Source organism: Azospirillum oryzae (assembly GCF_900177515.1).
In the GTDB taxonomy this organism is placed as follows: Bacteria; Pseudomonadota; Alphaproteobacteria; order Azospirillales; family Azospirillaceae; genus Azospirillum; species Azospirillum oryzae_A.
On sequence record NZ_FXAK01000007.1, the window covers coordinates 275,107 to 292,330 of the forward strand.

Genomic DNA, 17,224 nt, shown 5'->3' on the forward strand with positions numbered 1-17,224 from the left:
CCGCTTACCCCTGCTCGCCCCCCGCCAACCCGTCCACCCCGAAGGAGATCTGGTTGTTGTCGTAGCGGGCGACGATGCGCAGGCGGTCGCCGGCCGACAGTGCGATCGGCTTTTCCAGGAAGGTCATCGCCTGCTTCCAGTGGTTGGTGCGGGCGCGGCTTTCCGACTTGTAGACCACCTCGTCGTCCATGAAGAGGTCGAACCAGAAGGCGACGCCGTGGCAGGTGCCGGCGGTGACGATGGTCACGTCGATCACCCGCTCGCCCTCCTCCGGCATGTTGCGGGTGAAGTCGAAATCCAGCGCGGTGAAGGGCCTGGACAGCGGGGTGTGGGCGTCGGCGCCGAGGTCGATCTGCTGGTAGCCGGGGGAGCGGAAGACGTCGAAGCTGCCCATGTCGAAGCCGTCGATGGTCTCCACCGGGTTGATGCGGGCCAGTTCCGGCGTCTCCACCAGCATGGCGTAGACGGTGGAGGCGCGCGGGATGATGGCGCCGCCCGGCTTCACCAGATGGGTGCGGGCATGCTGCAGAACCGACAGCATGCGCGGGGCCAGCATGCCGATGTTGATCAGTTCGGAGACGAAGACGTCGGCCTTCTCCGGCAGGTCGCCGCCCTCGCCCACCGTCAGCTGGGTGGACAGGCGCGGCACCACGTCGATGCGGCCGGCGTAGCCGTTGCGCGCCACGGTTTCCTTGGCGACGCGGGCGAGGATCGGGTTGACCTCGCAGGTCACCACCTTCTTCGCGCCGGCGCGGGCCGCCATCATGGCGACGATGCCGGAGCCGGTGCCGATCTCCAGCACCAGCGACTCCGGCTTCACCGCCCGTTCCAGCGACTGCTTGTAGGCCTCGTTCCGCTCGAAGTCGTTGATCATCGGCAGGTGCCAGCCGGGCACCGCGTTGGAATAGATCAGCCGGCGGGTGAACTTCACCATCGGGTGGTCGGGCGCCTGCTCGCGCGCCGCCTCGATCACCTCGATGGCTTCCGCCGCGCGGTCCAGGCTCTGCAGCACATGGGCGAGACCGACCTGGGCCGGGACGAAGCGCGGGGCGGCGGCGAGCACGATGCGGAATTCCGCCTCCGCCTCCGCCAGCCGGCCGCGGGTGGAGAGCAGCTCCGCCAGGCTGTAATGGACATCGAGATAGTCGGGGGCCTGCTCCAGCGCGGTGCGGAAATGCTGCTCCGCCTCCTCCAACTCGCCCAGTTCGCGCAGGGTGGCGGCGAGGAAATGGTGCATCTCCGGCGCTTCCGCACGGAGGTCCAGCGCGGTGCGGAAGCAGTCGGCCGCCTCGTCGAGCCGGCTCTGCGCCTTCAGCGCGTTGCCGAGGTTGCCGTGCAGTTCGGGCAGGCGCGGGTTGATGGCGAGGCCGGCGCGGAACGCCTCCTCCGCCTCCGCCGGGCGGGCCTGTTGGAAGAGCAGGCTGCCGCGGCTGTTGTGGAAGGACGGGTCGTTGCCGTTCTCCGCGATGGCCTGGGCGAACAGGGCCAGCGCGTTCTCCGGATGGTCGGTGTGGGCGGCGACCAGCCCCAGCAGATGCAGCGCCTGGGCATTGTGCGGATCCGTCGCCAGGATCGCCCGGCAGTCCCGTTCCGCCCCCGCCAGATCGTTGCTGCGGAAACGCTTGGCCGCGTCGAGCAGGGTCGGGGCGGGGGTGTCGGTCATCGCTGCGGCTCCAGGGTCGGCGGGAACACGAAAAGATCGCCGCACCATACCGGGAATTGCCGCCCCGCTACAGCCTTTCGATCCGCAACCGTCCACCGGGCTGGGTCATTGCGTGCGCGCGATTATCAAGGCACTCATACCCGCATAAGGAGATCTGTGGGGCGGGCATATGTCGGACATGGGAATGATCGGGCGCGTGAAGGGTGGCGTGACGGGTGTGCTGGCGGCGACGCTGCTGCTGGCCGGTTGCGCCACGGCGGAGATGGCGGGCGGCTCCGCCGGGGGCGTTGTCGCAGGATCGGCGGCGGCGCGGCGGTTCGAGGCGGTGCGGACCAGCCCGCCGGAGCTGCGCGCCTTCCTGTACCGCATGCCGAAGGGGGCGGACCTGCACAGCCACCTGACCGGCGCGGTCTATGCCGAGAGCTACATGCGGATGGCGGCGGATGCCGGGCTGTGCTTCGACGTGACGGCCAAGACGCTGGTGGCGCCGACGGCGCAGGCGCCCTGCGAGCCCAAGGCCGGGCGGCCGGGTGCGGCGGCGGTGATCGCCGACAGCGTGCTCTATCCGGTGGCGCTGGACGCGCTGTCGACGCGCGACGCGCTGCCGGTCTCCGGCTACAGCCTGCACGACCAGTTCTTCGCCACCTTCTCGCGGTTCCGTCCCGCCACCGCCTCCACCCCCACTTCCACCGGCGACCTGCTGGCCGAGGTGGTGGACCGCGCCGGCCGGCAGGGCGAGCGCCATGTCGAGCTGATGGTGTCCTTCGGCACCGGTCCGGCCGCCGCCATCGGCAAGGCTTTCCCCTGGACCCCGCAGGCGGCGGCCGACCTGACGGGCACCGCCGACCGGCTGATCGCCGCCGGGCTGCCGGCGCTGGTCGCCCCGGCCAGGCAGGAGATCGACGCGGCAGAGGCGCGGATGCGCAGCGTGCTGGGCTGCGGCACGCCGGCGGCGCGGCCGGGCTGCGCGGTGTCGGTGCGCTACCTGCAGCAGGTGGCGCGCACGCAAGCGCCGGGGCCGGTCTTCGCCACCACCCTGTTCAACGCCCTGCTGGAAGCGCAGGAGCGGCGAATCGTCGGCCTGAACTTCGTGGCGCCGGAGGACAATCCGGTGGCGCTGGACGATTACGACCTGCACATGCGCATGGTGGCGGAGGCGGTGCGGCGCCATCCCGGCACCAACGTGGCGCTGCATGCCGGCGAGCTGACGCTGGGCCTCGTCCCGCCGGAGCGGCTGCGCGACCACATCCGCAAGGCGGTGGAGATCGCCGGCGCCAGGCGCATCGGCCATGGCGTCGACGTGATGTACGAGGAGGATCCCCAGGGCCTGCTGCGGACAATGGCCGCGCGCAAGGTGGCGGTGGAGATCAACCTGACCAGCAACGACAAGATCCTGGGCGTCAGCGGCAGGAACCACCCGCTGCCGGTCTATCGCGCCGCCGGGGTGCCGGTGGTGCTGTCCACCGACGACGAGGGCGTCAGTAGGATCGACCTGACCAACGAGCTGCAGCGCGCGGTGGAGGAATTCGGGCTGGGCTATGTCGATCTGGTCGGGCTGGCGCGCGCCAGCCTGGAGCACAGCTTCCTGCCCGGCGACAGCCTGTGGTCCGCCCCCGGCTGCGTCCCGCCGGTTCGAGAGGATGCCTGCCGCGCGGTGACGGCGCGCAGCGAGAAGGCGCGGGTGCAGTGGGGGCTGGAAGAGGCTTTGGCGCGGTTCGAGAGCGAGATGGCGGGGACGCCGTAACGCGCCCCTACCCCTCCTCCGCATTCTCCCAGCCCCAGCGGGTCCAGGCGCCGTCGAGGAAGGCGGTCGGGCGGGGGGCGGCGGGGAGGCCGGGGCAGGACAGCAGGGACGGCGCGACGCGGCCGGCGCCGCGGGTCCACCACAGGCTGGCATCCGCGGGCAAGGGACCGGACAGCCGGCCGAGAAGGGCGCGGGTGGCGGCGCCGACGCGCTCCGGCTCCGGACGGCCGAGGATGGCGAGGCGGGCGGGCAAGCCCTCGACATCGGCACCGGCGCGGCAGGCGTCGGCGGCCAGCGACTCGGCACGGGTCAGCCACGCGGCGCAGGCGGCGGGGGCGTCGGCGATGTCGAAGCCGGCGGGCAGGCCGGCGGCAATGGTGAAGGGATAGGGGCGGCCGACGCGGTCGGTGCTGGACATCCACACGCCGATCAGCGGGGCGCCGCCGCACAGCCCGGCCGACAGGGCGAAGCGCCAGACCGGGGCCTGGGCGAACAGCGATTCCCACTCGGCGCCCAATTGGCGGCCGGCCTCGCCCAGCGCCGCCGACAGCCAGCGGTCCCACGGGCCGAGCACGGCCGGCGGCAGGCCGTGGCCGACGAAATCGCCGCGCGCCGGGACCTTGCCGTGGAAGCCCATCACCGGATCGGCGCCCACCCCGGCGGCAAGGCCGCGCGGCGTGCCGAAGGAACCCATCATGGCAGGGCGGCCCGGCTGGCCGGCGTTGGTTGCGGAGAGGATTCGGCCAGCACCTCGCGCACGCGGGCGACCAGCGGCTCGTCAGGCGGAACCGGGGCGAAGCCGACGGCGAACAGGGCGGCCAGATGGTCGCCGAGGGCACGGCGCGCCGCCTCGTTGGCCGGGCCGGGAAGCGTGCGCTGCCAGTCGAGCGCCAGCCATTCCGCCAGCGCGCCGGCGTCCATCGGCTCGGCCCCGCCGACCATGTGGTAGAGGCGCAGGGTCTGACGCAACTGGTCGGGCAGGGCCCAGTCGGCGCGCAGCCGCTCCTCCAGCCGCAAGGCGATGCGGGCGAGGAACTGGCTGCGCAGGGCGCGGGCATAGGCCTCCCGCGCCGGGACGGCGATGCGCGCGCCCTGGTAGAGGCCGCCGGCCAGCTTCGGCTCGGCCCAGCCCTGGGCCTCGTCGAAGGCGTGCGGCAGGGCGCGCAGGGCGTCCAGCGCCGGCAGGATCGCCGCCGGGTCGGCATCGTCCACCCGTGTCAGGGCGCGCGGCGGCGTGTCGAGCGGGCGCAGCGCCGCCTCCACCGCCGCGGCGCCGGCGTCGGCGCGGTCCAGCAGGGCGGCGTTGCCCTGGGCACTGACCAGCCACCAGCCGCCGAGCGCGGCGCCCAGCAGCAGGGCGGCAGATGCTGACAGGGCGTTGCGGCGGCGGCGGGCGCGCTCCACCGCGCGGTCGACCTGGGCGAGGTTGGCCTCCGGAAAGACGAGGTCGGGCAGCAGCCGGTCGAGGAAATAGGTGGAGGCCGGGCCGTCGGCCTCCGGCTCCAGCAGGCCGAGCGGGCCGCCGGTCTGGGTGGCGCTGGTCAGGTAAAGGCCGCGCAGTCGCGGCGTCTCCTCGCCATGTTCGGAGCCGAAGACAGTGTCGACGATATCGGCCAGCGCCGGCTCCAGCTCCGCCACCCGCAGCGGCAGGGTGAAGGCGTCGCTGCGGCGGCGGATGTCGGGCTCCTGGTGCAGCCGGTCGAGCAGCCGCTCGTCCAGCCGGCGCACCAGACCGGCATAGAGGTCGCGGAAGAGGGGCAGCGGGCTGGCGGTTTCCGGTTCTTCAGCCGGCAGGGTCAGGCCCCAGATCTGGCTGCGCGCCTCGCGGTCCAGCGGGTCGAAGAAGGTGGTGAAGCCGTCCAGCAGGTCGGCCTTGGTCAGCAGCAGATAAACCGGCAGGCGGACGCCCAGCTGCACCCGCAGCTCGTTCAGGCGCTGGCGGATCAGGATGGCGTGGTTGCGGCGCTCGGCATCGGTCCAGCCGGTCAGTTCGGGGATGCTGACGGTGAGAAGGACGCCGTTGGCGGGCTGGCGCGGGCGATGCTCCTTCAAGAGGTCGAGCAGGCCGGACCACACCCGGCCGTCCACCGCGCGCCGGCTGTCCTGGGTGGTGTAGCGGCCGGCGGTGTCGATCAGCACGGCACGGTCGGTGAACCACCAGTCGCAGTTGCGGGTGCCGGCCAGCCCGGCCAGCGGCCCGGTGACGGTGCCGTTGAGCAGCGGGGTGGCGAGGCCGGTGTTGGCGAGCGCCGTCGTCTTGCCCGAACCGGGGGCGCCGATCACCAGATACCAGGGCAGCTGGTAGAGATAGCGCCCGCCCCGCCGCTTGCGCAGCTGGGCCAGCACGGCGTCGAGGCGCCTGCGCACCGTGCCGATCTCCTCCAGCGAGGCCTTCAGCTCGGGGTCGCGGCCGGCGGCCAGCGCCTCCAGCAGGCGGGCGTTGGCGGCGCGCTCGCGGGAGTCGGTGCGGCGGTTGACGGCGATCCACACCGCCAGCGCCAGGACCAGCGGCAGCAGACGGACGCTCCAGTCGGCCTGGATGGTCGGCAGCAGATGGGGGGCGGCGGAGGCGGCCAGACGCGGCAGCAGCAGCCAGCCGGCCAGCCCGAGCGCCAGCGCACCCGCCAGCGAGGTCGCCCAGCGGGCGCGGGCGGAGCGGTGCGGCGAGGGGGCGGCGGCGGGCTTGCGGCGCCTGCCGGCTTTCTTCGCTACGGTCTTCTTCGCCGCAGCCTTTTGCGCCACGGTCTTCGTCGCCGGAGTGGCGCCGGCCTTGTTGGGACGGGGATCGGCCATGGCGGGCGCCCTATTGCGGGTAGAGGCGGATGTCGATCCGCCGGTTGGCGTCGCGCCCGGCGGGCGTGTCGTTCAGCGCGACCGGCTCCTGGTCGCCATGGCCCTCGGCCGACAGGCGGGCGGGGGCGATGCTGTGCTCCAGCAGCTTGCGCACGGCTTCGGCGCGGGCGTCGGTCAGGGATTGCGCGGTGGCGAGGCGGCCGGTGGGCGGGGTCTGGTCGTCGGTGTGGGCGACCACCAGGACGGTTCCGGACTCGGTCGCCAGGGTCTGGCCCACCCGCTCGACGATGGCGCGGTGGCGGGCCTTCACGGCGTCGCTGCCGGTGGCGAACATCGCCGCCGCCGGGATGCGGATGACCAGGGCGCCGTCCTCCCCCGCCAGCACCTCGACGGAGCCGCTGCGGATTTCCGGGGCGAGTTGGCCGGTGATGCGGGCGATCAGGGCCGGGCCGGCGGTGGGTGGCGGCGGCGGGACCAGCCGGGCGATCTCGATCGGCCGGTCGGGCACCAGCGCGGCAATGCGGGCGGCCACCGGCTCCGCCCGGCGGTCGAGGCCACCGGCGAGATGGACGTAGAGGCCGGACAGGCCCAGCGCCACCGCCGCCCAGATGAGCCAGCCGGGCAAGCCGCCGCCCAGCCGGTTGCCCAGCCGGTTGCCGATGGGCCGGAACGGCTCCGCCACCCCGGTCCAGGCGGGAGACAGCTCCGCCGGGACATCGCCGCGGGCACGGCGCAGGATGCGGTACAGCTCGTCGCGCAGGCGGGCGAGGTCGTGGGCGCCGCCGGGCTTGTCGCGGAAGCGGCCTTCGAAGCCCAGCGACAGGCAGGCGTAGAACAGTTCCAGCGCATGGCGGTGGCGGCGCGGGTCGCCCAGCATGCCGTCGAGCAGGTCGAAGAAGCGCACCCCGGCGCCGGGCTCGGCCACCGCCGCCCCGCCATGGCCGGCGGCGCGGGCGACGTCGTCCAGCGTGGCGGCCAGCGCGATGCGGGCGGCGCGGATGTCGTCGGGGTCGAGGCCGGCCGTCAAGGCGGCGCGGTCGAACCGCTCCAGCGCCGCGGCGGCGGCGGCGCGCGGCGGGTCGGTCAGGGCGCGGTCGCGGAGCGAGGTGGCAAGCGCCAGCACCGGGGCGGCGACGCTGAGCAGCGGGTTGAGGGCGTCGCGGGGACGGGTGGGCGGAGTTGCGGTGTCGGCGGCCGGCGGGGGCGCGGCCTTCGCCGGCAGGTCCGCTTCGTCCGGTCGTTCGTCCGCTTGCCGCTCGTCCGCCTGCATGTGTGGTCCGCCGTGGGGAAAGTCGGGGGGAGGTATAGCAGGGTCGGGGCGGTGGGGGGAACTTCAAGCCCTCTCCCGCCCCGGGAGAGGGAGGGGACCCGCGCCGTCAGGCGTGGGGAGGGTGAGGGGTGAGCAAGGATCAGGAATCCATGTCCGGATCACCCCTCACCCTTCCCATGCTCCGCATAGGCCCCTTCCCTCTCCCGGGGCGGGAGAGGGCGTCTACCGCACCCCGCTGTTGCTGTAGTCGTGCTGCACCTTCGGTGCGGTGCCGGAACCGCCGGCGATCCTTTCGATCAGCGAGCCGATGGCGCCGCCCGGCTGGGCGTCGGCGGACGCCATCGGGACGCCGTTCGGCGGCACGCTTCCCGGCGGCGGGGTCCAGGCGGGGGCGCCGTCGAGGCCGGGGAGGGGGCGGGCGGGCTTGCCGGTATGGGCGTCGAGCATGAACTCGCGCCACAGCTTGGCCGGCAGGGTGCCGCCGGTGACCTTCTTCATCGGGTCGTTGTTGTCGTTGCCGAGCCAGACGCCGGCGACCAGATCGGCGGTGAAGCCGACGAACCAGGCGTCGTGATAGTCCTGGGTGGTGCCGGACTTGGCCGCCGCCGGGCGGTTCAGCCGGGCGCTGCGGCCGGTGCCGTAGTCGAGCACGCCGCTCATCATCCGGGCGAGCTGGACCGCATGGGCGGGGTCGACCACCGGCGCGCCGCCGCCGCCCTGGCGCCGGTAGAGAACCACACCGTCGCGGCTTTTGATCTCGGTGATGGCATAGGCCCAGACCGGGACGCCGCGGTTGGCGATGCCGGCATAGGCGCGCACCAGCTCCAGCGGCGTCACCTCGCTGGTGCCGAGCGCCAGCGAGAGGTCGCGGGTCAAGGGCGAGGAGATGCCGAGGTCGGACGCGATCCGCCGCACCCGGTCGGTGCCGACCCGGTCGATCAGCCGCGCCGTCGCGGTGTTGGAGGAATGGGCCAGCGCCGAGGCCAGCGTGATGCTGCCGCGGTACTTGCCGTCGTAATTGCCGGGGCTCCAGGTGCCGAGCTGGACCGGGGCGTCGTCGACCAAGCTGTCGGGGGTCCAGCCGGCTTCCAGAGCGGCCAGATAGACGAAGGGCTTGAAGGCCGAGCCCGGCTGGCGCAGCGCCTGGGTGGCGCGGTTGAACTCGCTGCTGTCGTAATCGCGGCCACCGACCAGCGCGCGCACGGCGCCGTCGGGGCTCATGGCGACCAGCGCGCCCTGGCGGACGTTGGCGGCGGCGCCGGGGCCGGCGAGCAGAGCTTCCATCCGCTGTTCGGCGGCGCGCTGCATCCTGAGGTCCAGCGTGGTGCGGACGATGACGTCGCCATGGTCGGGACCGGCGAAGCCCGGCACCAGATCGGTCACCCAGTCGGCGAAGTAACGGCCGTCGCCGCCGGGCCTGCGCTTGGGCGAGGGCTTGGCGGTGCGGGCGGCGTCATACTGCGCCTGGGTGAGATAGCCGGCGTCCAGCATCGCCGCCATCACCACCCGCGCCCGCTCCGCCGACTCGTCGGGGTTGGAGCTGGGGGCGTAGCGCGACGGCGCCTTCAAGAGGCCGGCGAGGACGGCCGATTCACGGACGTCGACCTCGGTCGCCGGCTTGCCGAAATAGGTGCGGGCGGCGGCGTCCACCCCGAAGGTGCCGGCGCCGAGATAGACCCGGTTCAGATAGGCGGTGAGGATCTGGTCCTTGGTGAAGCGGCTCTCCAGCCACAGCGCCAGCATCGCCTCCTGGATCTTGCGCTTCAGCGACTTCTCGGGCGTCAGGAACAGGTTCTTGGCGAGCTGCTGGGTGATGGTGGAGCCGCCCTGCACCGCCCGGCCGGAGCGCCAGTTGACGTAGATCGCGCGGGCAAGGCCCAGCGGGTCGATGCCGAAATGGCTGTAGAAGCGGCGGTCCTCGATCGCCAGCACGGCGTCGACCAGATGCGGCGGCAGATCCTTCACGCTCAGCGTCGTGCCGTGCAGGTCGCCGAAGCGGGCGAACTCGCTGCCGTCGGCGGCCAGAACGGTGATCGAGGCGCGGCGTTCGAACTGCGCCACCTTGGAGATGTCCGGCAGGTCGAGCGCGAACCAGGCCAGCACCGCACCCAGCCCGATGCCGCACCAGATGGCGGCGACGAGGCCCCATTGGACAAGCTGTCTCATCCAGCCGTTTTTCTTGGGAGGCTGCGGCGCGCGGCCGGGGCGGCCGGCGGGAGGGGATGGCGGCTGCGGCGGCTGGGAACCGCCGGCCCTGCGGGCGGACTGCTTCAGTTTGGGCAAGGAGATCCTTGGCAGGGTGAAGGACGGCAGGGTGAAGGACGGCAGGCCGCGACGGCGCGGCCGGCGGGGCTGCCTGTAGGGCGTCGGCGGCGGGGCGGCGGAGGGCGGCGGCTGCCTGCGGCGCGGCTTGCCCTGACCCAATGCGGAAAGCCGGTCGCGGGCGATCTCGAACGCCTTGGCGGCCAGCGCGCGGGCGACGTCGCCCGCCGTCAGCCGGTCGAGCGGCGACGGGTCTTCGCGGGTGCGGACCGGGCGGGGGCCGGCGTAGAGCTGGCCCGTCCTCTGGTCCCTGTGGTGGTCGGGTCGGTCGGCGGTCACGGCGCGCTCGCTGAAGCCCCATCGGGTCGATGCGGTGAGTGCGGGGAACGTTCCCGCTTCGGTCCTCATACGCCTACATCCGCGCCGCCGGAAGACCGGCGGCGGGCCGACGATTATTTGTCTCCCGACCGTGGCGAAAGGATGACGCTATCTGAAATTGCGGGGGAGTCCTCTTCTCACCGCAGCCACTCCACCATCCCCTTGCCGGCCGCGACGCCCATGGCGAAGCAGCCTTGCAGCAGATAGCCGCCGGTCGGCGCCTCCCAGTCCAGCATCTCGCCGGCCAGGAACAGGCCGGGGCGGCGGATCAGCATCAGCCGGTCGTCCAGTTCCGACAGGCGGACGCCGCCGGCGCTGGAGATCGCGCGCTCGATCGGGCGGACGCCGGTCAGCACCACCGACAGCCCCTTGATCTGCCGGGCCAGCGCCACCGGATCGGTCAGGTCGGCGGCGGGGGCGAACTCGCGCAGCAGGGCGGCGCGCGGGCCGGTCAGCGACAGCGACTTCTTCAGGAAGGTGGACAGCGACTCGGCACCGCGGCGGCGCAGGCGCTTGACCAACTCGGCCTCGGCCATGTCCGGCAGCAGGTCCAGCGTCAGGGTGGCCCAGCCCTCCGCGGCGATGGCGTCGCGCAAGGGGGCGCTCAGCGCATAGACGGCGCCGCCCTCGATCCCGGTCTCGGTGATGACGAACTCGCCCTTGAGCCGTTTTCCTGCGGCAGACAGCCCGACGCTCTTCACCGGCTGGCCGGCGAAGCGGTCGCGCAGGTGATCGGACCAGGGCACCTCGAAGCCCATGTTGGACGGCGCCAGCGGCGCCACCTCCACCCCCAGACCCTCCAGCAGCGGGACCCAGCCGCCGTCGGAGCCGGTGCGCGGCCAGCTTGCCCCGCCCAGCGCCAGCAGGGTGGCGCGCGGGGCGACGGTGACGGTCTCCCCTTCCTGGTCGAAGGCGCCATGACGGAAGGTGAGGGCGCCGGTGTCGTCCCAGCCGGTCCAGCGGTGGCGGCTGTGCAGGGTGACGCCCAGCCCGTCCAGCCGCCGCAGCCAGGCGCGGACCAGGGTGGAGGCCTTCATCTGCACCGGGAAGACGCGGCCGCTGCTGCCGACGAAGGTCTCGATGCCCAGCCCGGCCGCCCAGCCGCGCAAATCGTCCGGCGAGAAACCGGCCAGCAGGCGGCGGAACAGCGGCTCTGCGGCGCCGTAGCGGGACAGGAAGCGGTCGAGCGGCTCCGAATGGGTCAGGTTCAGCCCGCCGCGCCCGGCCAGCAGCAGCTTGCGCGCCGGGGTCGGCGTGTGGTCGTACACGGCGACCCGCAGGCCGGCGGCCGCGGCGATCTCCGCCGCCATCAACCCGGCGGGGCCGGCGCCGATGATCGCCACGTCTGGGGCCACGTCAGGGGTGGGATGGGGCACTTGGCAGGGCTTTCACAAAAAGGAATTGCCCCCGCCGTTCCCATGCAGCGCGGGGAAGGGCGGGGGCATTCCGGTCTCGACCTCAGGTCCCGGGGCAGCTCCCCTTGGGGTCAGTCCTCGTAGTCGTCCTGGTCCTGCGACACTTCCTCGGCCAAATCGGCGGCGAGGTCGGCGAAATAGCCGGCGTCGACGTCCAGGCCGTTCTCCTCGCAGATGCGCATGAAGATGCGGTAGGCGTGCAGGATGGCGACGTCGAGGACGACGAGGTCCCCTTCCTCGCTGTGGCGGTCGGCGACGTCCCGCTCCTGAAGGGTGGCGACGATGTCGTGCGCGGCGGCCTGCAGGACCGCGTCCATGGCTTGTTTGTGTTGAGTCGACATCGTGTGGATCCTTGTCCCGGTCGTGCTTCGCATCCCCGCCCGGCCGGACCGGCGCCGCATGGCCGGCGGGGGTGGTCGAACCATCGGACGGGGTGGGCTTGTCGGGAGCTCCGTTCGTCTGCGATAGTTCGGCCTCCCCCTTGTTGTAGAATCCTTTTTCACGGCCGAACAAGCCCCTTCACGGGGGGCCGTGGCGCGCCCTTCCGGGTAGCCTCGTACCGGTTCCGCGGCGTCGCCGGTTCAGCGCCTGAGGGGCGCCAGCAGGGCGGCGCCGACATAGCCCAGCGCCTTGCCCTTCCGCCCGACCTTGTACCAGCCGCCGGCGGCCTCCAGCACGGTGACCCGCTCGCCTTCGTCCAGCACGTCCAGCACCTTGGCGTCGCAGACCGGGGCGACGCGCAGGTTGGCGGCGGCCCGCAGCCGGGCGACGGTCCCGCCGGGCAGGCGGGGGCGCTGCGCCCGCTCCGGCAAATCGTCGGGCAGGGCGCAGCCGCGGTCCTCCGGATCGGCCTTGGCATAGCGGCCGGGCTTGGGCGCGGTGGTGCTGGCGGTGTGGGTCGGCGTGGCGTCCGCCAGATATTCGGCGGCGACGTAGCCCTGCGGTTTCCCATCCCGGCCGACCCGCTGCCAGCCGTCGACGGGCGGGCCGAAGGCGGTCACCTGCTCGCCCTTTTCCACGGTATCGAGAACCCGGCCGTTGGCATCCGGGGTCGCCCGCAGGTAGATGCCGGCGGTGGCCGTCACGCCGCGCCGCGCCGGAGCGGTGGCAGGGGGTTTGGGGGTCGGCTTGGCGGGCGGTTCCACGGTGACCGGCTTTTCGGCGGGCGGTTTCTCGGGCGGCGCGGCGGGGGCGGGCTGGAGCGCCACGTCGCCCGGCGGCTTGACCAGCGGCAAGGGCGGCGGCAGGGGCGGAGGCGCGACGGCCGGGGGCGGCTCGGCGGGTTTGGCGTCGGGCGGCTTCACCGCGGGGGGCGGTACCGGCGTCCGGTCGGCGCCGGGTCCGGCCGGGGCGGGACGCGGACCCGGCGGCGACAGCGGGGCCGGTGCGTCCGGCGGATGTTCCCAGACCACGCCCGGGGTCAGCGGCGGCGACAGGGGCTGTCCCGGCGTCAGGCGGGGCAGGGCGACGATGGGGGCGGGGAGCGGAGTCAGCCGGTCGGCCGGCGTAGTGGCCGGCGTTTCGGCCAGCGCACCGGCTGTGCAGAGGCTCAGCAGCAGGGCGGACGCCGCGACCCGCAGGGTGGAGTTCCGCCGCACTCGGCCCATCGCATCCCCCTTCAATCGAGCGTGATGCGGGCGATCAGCGTCGGCAGCGTCTGGCAGCGCAGAAGCCCGTCCAGCGTCCGGTGCTCGGCCAGCCGCAACGTCAGGGCGCAGCCGAAGGAGTTCACCGCCAGTTCGGTCTGCGCGAGCGTGCCGACGATGCTGGACGGCCGGGCGATGCTGTAGCCGGGCGCCCCCAGCTTGCCGGCCAGCGCGCCGTTGACCGGGCTGAAGCCGTCGATCTCCAGCGTCATCGGCCCCAGATTCTGCACCACCACCTCGGAACTGGGATCCTCCTTGGTGGCGTAGAGCTGGACCGGAACGGCGCGGTGGCGGGCGATCCAGTCCTTCAGCGCCAGATTGGCGACCACCGGATCGCGGCTCTGCAGCGCCGCGTCCATCGCCGTCTGGCGCAATGCCGGATCGTTGCCGCCCAACGCCGCTTCGAAGGCGGCCAGCCGCGCCGCGCGGTCGGGACCGGCCAGCTTGCCGCGCAGGTCGGCGACCTGGGCGATGCGCGCCTCGACCGCGCGGCGTTCGGTTTCCGCGCGGGCGGCCTCGGCCTTGGCCGCGGCGGTCTGCTGGGCCAGCCGCTCCTCCTCGCGCCGGCGGCGCTCGGTGTCCTCGGCCAGCCGTTGCGCGGCGTCGCGGTCCAACTGCTCGCGCAGGCTTTTTGCTTCCGGCGTGCCGAGAACCACCGTGCGGCCGGGCAGTTCTGCGGCCGGCTTGCCGATGCCGTCGAGCAGGCCGGGGCTCTGCGGCGTCAGCGCGACGGTCCAGCCGCCCGGCCCGCGGCTGGCGAGCGCCGTCGCGACCCAGCTCTTGGTCAGCCCGGCCTCGGCCGCCGGACGCAGGAAGGTCACCGGCCCCTCGCGGCTGTCGACCAGATAGGTCGGGCCGCCAAGCACCACCGTCGCGGTCACCCGCGCCGACATTCCGGCTTCCGGAGATGGCGGGGCGGTCAGCGGCTCCACGATCAGCGATTCGATGCGCCAGGGCGCCGGCAGCAGCGCCTCGACCCGGCTGCGGAGGAGGGAGTCCGGGATGGTTTCGGCGGGGGCGGCCGTGGCCGCATCGGCGGCCCAGGCGCTTCCGGCCGGTGTCGCGGCAACGATCCCGGGAGCCCAGGGAGCCAGGAGCCCGATGGCGAACCCGGCTGCGATGCGGGCCGTGAATCGTCCGTTCTCCGGTCGCGTCATCGCCGATCCTTCCCCTTCTTCCGCCATCCGGCACTGGTATAGCGAAGGTACAGGCCAAAGGAAGCGGCTTTTCCCCGCAATCTGCCGATCTGCGGTTGGGGGCAATACCCGCCTGCGCTCGATTGTCGCGTCCATCCGCAGCCATGGGTCGAATTGCCCTTGGACGGCACACGCCACTTGCAATATGGTCACACAAATGGATGTATTTGCCCGCATCGAGAGAGCGGGCGGCGCAACGAATGGGGAACGGGGTTTCCGATGGGGGGCACGGGCGCGGGCAGGGGGAGGGAAGGACCGGGGCTGCTCTGCCGCAACGTCAAGGTCAGCGGTCGCCGTACCAGCCTGAGGATGGAGCCGTACATCTGGGACTCGCTGAAGGAAATCTGCGAGCGTGAAAGGCTGACGCTGAACGAAATCTGCACCCAGATCGACGAACGGCGGGGCGAGGCCAATCTGACCGCCTCCATCCGCGTCTTCATCGTCAGCTATTACCGCACCGCGATCGGCAACCGCGGCTTTGCCGAAGACGGCCAGTCGCCCCTGCTCCACAAGGCGATGGACGACGCCGTCCCGCTGGATTGAGACGGGAACGCGGGCAGGTCGCCTCCACGCTCCCGTCTTTGAAGAGTTACCAGCGCAGGCTGGGCACCGCGTAGGTGGGCATGTGCCCCGACGCATCGGCCAGAGCGCGCAGATTGACCGGATCGACCGCGGCCCCCCAGGCGGCGCCCCCCAGTTCCTCCTGATGGATGCCGGCGGTGACCAGCGCCACGTCGATTCCGGCGGCGTTGGCGCCGGCGACATCGGTGCGCAGGCTGTCGCCCACCGCCAGGATCCGGCTGCCGTCGTCGATCCCCAGCAGCTTGAAGCAGCGTTCGTAAACCGGGGCATGGGGCTTGCCGTGCCAGCGCACGTCGCCGCCCATCTCCTCGTAGCGGGCGGCCAGCGTGCCGGCGCAGATCACCAGCATCGGCCCGACCATCACCACCAGATCGGGGTTGGCGCAGATCATCGGCAGGCCGGCGGCGAGGCAGGCGTCCAGCTGCGGCTGATAATCCGCCACCGTCTCGCCGAAGGTGACGATGCCGGTGTTGACGACGAAATCCGCTTGATCGGGCGTAGCGGCAACCTGATAGCCGAGCCCGTCATAGACGTCGATGTCCCGCTCCGGCCCGATGTGGTAGAGCCGGCGGCCGAGGGCGGCGTGCCAGGGGTCGTCGCGGTCGCGCAGCGCCTCGTAGGTCGCCTCGCCCGAGGTCATGACATGGTCGTAGCGCCCGCGCCCCAGCCCCATGCCGTCCAGCTTCTCGATCACGCCGGTGGTGCGGCGCGGCGCGTTGGACAGCAGGCAAACCGTCTTGCCGGCGGCGCGCATGCGGTCCAGGCAGTCGGGCACGCCGGGATAGGGCCGTTCGCCGTCATGCAGCACGCCCCACAGGTCCAGGATGAACCCGTCATAACGGTCGATGACGTCGGCGATGCCGGAGATCTGTCGGATGTCGGCCATGGTGTCCGGTCGGTTTGATGGGTGGGGTTGGTGATAGGTGGGTCGGGGATCGGATTGCGTCGACAGGCCGATCTCAGCGTGGTTGCAGCAACTCCGCATAGACCGCCAGCGTGTCGGCGCACATTCGGTCCTTGGTGTAGCGGTCGGCGACGAAGGCGATGGCGCGGGCGCCGATGGCCTCGCGCTGCTCCGGGGTCAGCGACAGCGCCTCGTCCAGTGCCCGGGCCAGGGCGTCGGGATCGTCCGGCGGCACCACCCAGGCGGTTTCGCCGGGAACGACCGTCTCCTGATAGGCGCCGATGGCCGAGACGATCACCGGCTTGCCCATCGCCTGCGCCTCCACGATCACCCGCCCGAAGGCTTCCGGCTCACGCGAGGCGGAGACGACCACCGTCGACAAGAGGTAGGCCGCGGCCATGTCGCTGCAATGGTCGGTCATCCGCACCACGCCGCGCAGGCCGGCGTTGGCGATGCGGTTCTCCAGCTCCTCGCGGTAGCCGGTGCGGCCCTGGTCGGATCCAACCAGCAGGGCCAGCACGTCCTTGCGCCCCAGCCTGGCCAGCGCGTCGATCAGCACGGTCTGGCCCTTCCAGCGGGTCAGCCGGCCGGGCAGCAGGATCACCGGCCGGTCGTCCGGCAGGTTCCATTGCTTGGCAAGCGTCACCAGCCGCGCCGGGCTGACCCGGTCGGGGGCGAAGACGCCGCGGTCGATGCCGCGGTGAATGACGCGCACCCGCGCCGGATCGACCGGATAGTTGCCCAGCACATGGTCGCGGATGAAGCCGGAGATGGCGATCACCCGCTCGCCGCGCGCCATCACCGAATTGTACCAGCGCTTCAGCCGGCCGCCGACCGGACCCGTGCCGAAATTGTAGGGAGCGTGGAAGGTGGTCATGTAGCGGGCGCCGGTCTCCCGGCAGGCCAGCCACGCGCTCCAGGCCGGCGCGCGGGAGCGGGCGTGGACGATGTCCACCTTGTGCTCGCGGATGATGGCGGCCAGCCGGCGGGCGTTGCGGCGGATGGCCAGCGGGTTCTTGGAGGCCAGCGGCAGGGTCAGGTGGGTGATGCGGGCGCGGTCCAGTTCGCGCACCATCGGCCCGCCCTCCGACGCCACCAGCGGCCTGCCGCCGGCGGCCTGCAGGGCCAGCGCCATGTCGATGCAGCCGCGCTCCGCCCCGCCGGTGACCAGCGTCGGCACCACCTGCAGCACCGTCGGCGCCCGGCCGCCCGGCCAGTTGGGGGCATTGGGAGCGTCGTGGGCGTCCGCGTTGCGCGGGGAGTGGTCGGTGGTAAGGTGGGGGTCGAAATCCATGATGCCGGCTGCTCGCAAGGGGCGGCCCGGAACCGGCCGCGGGCCCCGGCATGCCGGATCGCCGTCGAGCCCGGTGC

13 protein-coding genes are annotated in these 17,224 nt (G+C 72.7%); 2 read left to right on the plus strand and 11 right to left on the minus strand.

The genetic code is table 11. From position 1 onward, the window contains the following. Nucleotides 1-4: 4 nt before the first annotated feature. Complete coding sequence (locus B9N97_RS13785; protein ID WP_085087340.1) at nt 5-1,663, minus strand: tetratricopeptide repeat protein; 1,659 nt, start codon at nt 1,661-1,663, stop codon at nt 5-7. A 184-nt stretch (nt 1,664-1,847) separates the two neighbouring features. On the opposite strand from B9N97_RS13785, the gene B9N97_RS13790 reads away from it, so the two are divergent. Next, a complete protein-coding gene (locus tag B9N97_RS13790; RefSeq protein WP_244560709.1) occupies nt 1,848-3,407 on the plus strand; it encodes an adenosine deaminase family protein in 1,560 nt (519 codons plus the stop codon). Nucleotides 3,408-3,414: 7 nt separating this feature from the next. Here the strand turns inward: B9N97_RS13790 and tagF are convergent, their stop codons facing one another. The 8 genes from tagF to B9N97_RS13830 all read right to left on the minus strand — a co-directional run bounded on the left by tagF (nt 3,415) and on the right by B9N97_RS13830 (nt 14,328). Next, nucleotides 3,415-4,104, minus strand: coding sequence for a type VI secretion system-associated protein TagF (gene tagF, locus B9N97_RS13795; protein WP_244560710.1), 690 nt, complete (start codon nt 4,102-4,104; stop codon nt 3,415-3,417). Continuing rightward, complete coding sequence (gene tssM, locus B9N97_RS13800) at nt 4,101-6,200, minus strand: type VI secretion system membrane subunit TssM (RefSeq protein WP_085087345.1); 2,100 nt, start codon at nt 6,198-6,200, stop codon at nt 4,101-4,103. Before tssM ends, tagF begins: the two co-directional genes overlap by 4 nt. 10 nt (nt 6,201-6,210) lie before the next feature. Then, nucleotides 6,211-7,470, minus strand: a complete 1,260-nt coding sequence (gene icmH / locus B9N97_RS13805) for a type IVB secretion system protein IcmH/DotU (protein WP_085087347.1) — start codon at nt 7,468-7,470, stop codon at nt 6,211-6,213. A gap of 222 nt (nt 7,471-7,692) precedes the next feature. Beyond that, complete coding sequence (locus tag B9N97_RS13810) at nt 7,693-10,071, minus strand: transglycosylase domain-containing protein (RefSeq protein ID WP_085087350.1); 2,379 nt, start codon at nt 10,069-10,071, stop codon at nt 7,693-7,695. 176 nt (nt 10,072-10,247) lie between these two features. Beyond that, nucleotides 10,248-11,453, minus strand: a complete 1,206-nt coding sequence (locus B9N97_RS13815; RefSeq protein ID WP_208621220.1) for a BaiN/RdsA family NAD(P)/FAD-dependent oxidoreductase — start codon at nt 11,451-11,453, stop codon at nt 10,248-10,250. 143 nt (nt 11,454-11,596) lie between these two features. Beyond that, nucleotides 11,597-11,866, minus strand: coding sequence for a hypothetical protein (locus tag B9N97_RS13820; RefSeq protein ID WP_085087355.1), 270 nt, complete (start codon nt 11,864-11,866; stop codon nt 11,597-11,599). A gap of 240 nt (nt 11,867-12,106) precedes the next feature. Then, nucleotides 12,107-13,132 (minus strand): SH3 domain-containing protein, encoded by a 1,026-nt coding sequence (locus B9N97_RS13825; RefSeq protein ID WP_085087358.1) that lies wholly within the window; start codon nt 13,130-13,132, stop codon nt 12,107-12,109. Between the two features lie 11 nt (nt 13,133-13,143). Then, the gene (locus B9N97_RS13830) at nt 13,144-14,328 is read right to left on the minus strand and encodes a hypothetical protein (protein ID WP_085087361.1); all 1,185 of its coding nucleotides are present in this window, start codon (nt 14,326-14,328) and stop codon (nt 13,144-13,146) included. A 258-nt stretch (nt 14,329-14,586) separates the two neighbouring features. Between B9N97_RS13830 and B9N97_RS13835 the strand changes: the two genes are divergently transcribed. Continuing rightward, on the plus strand, nt 14,587-14,910 hold the full coding sequence (locus B9N97_RS13835; protein WP_085087364.1) for a ribbon-helix-helix domain-containing protein: 324 nt from the start codon (nt 14,587-14,589) through the stop codon (nt 14,908-14,910). A gap of 46 nt (nt 14,911-14,956) precedes the next feature. Here the strand turns inward: B9N97_RS13835 and B9N97_RS13840 are convergent, their stop codons facing one another. Further along, nucleotides 14,957-15,835, minus strand: a complete 879-nt coding sequence (locus B9N97_RS13840) for a TIGR01459 family HAD-type hydrolase (protein WP_085087367.1) — start codon at nt 15,833-15,835, stop codon at nt 14,957-14,959. 73 nt (nt 15,836-15,908) lie between these two features. Beyond that, on the minus strand, nt 15,909-17,147 hold the full coding sequence (locus B9N97_RS13845) for a glycosyltransferase family 4 protein (RefSeq protein ID WP_085087370.1): 1,239 nt from the start codon (nt 17,145-17,147) through the stop codon (nt 15,909-15,911). Between the last annotated feature and the right edge of the window lie 77 nt (nt 17,148-17,224).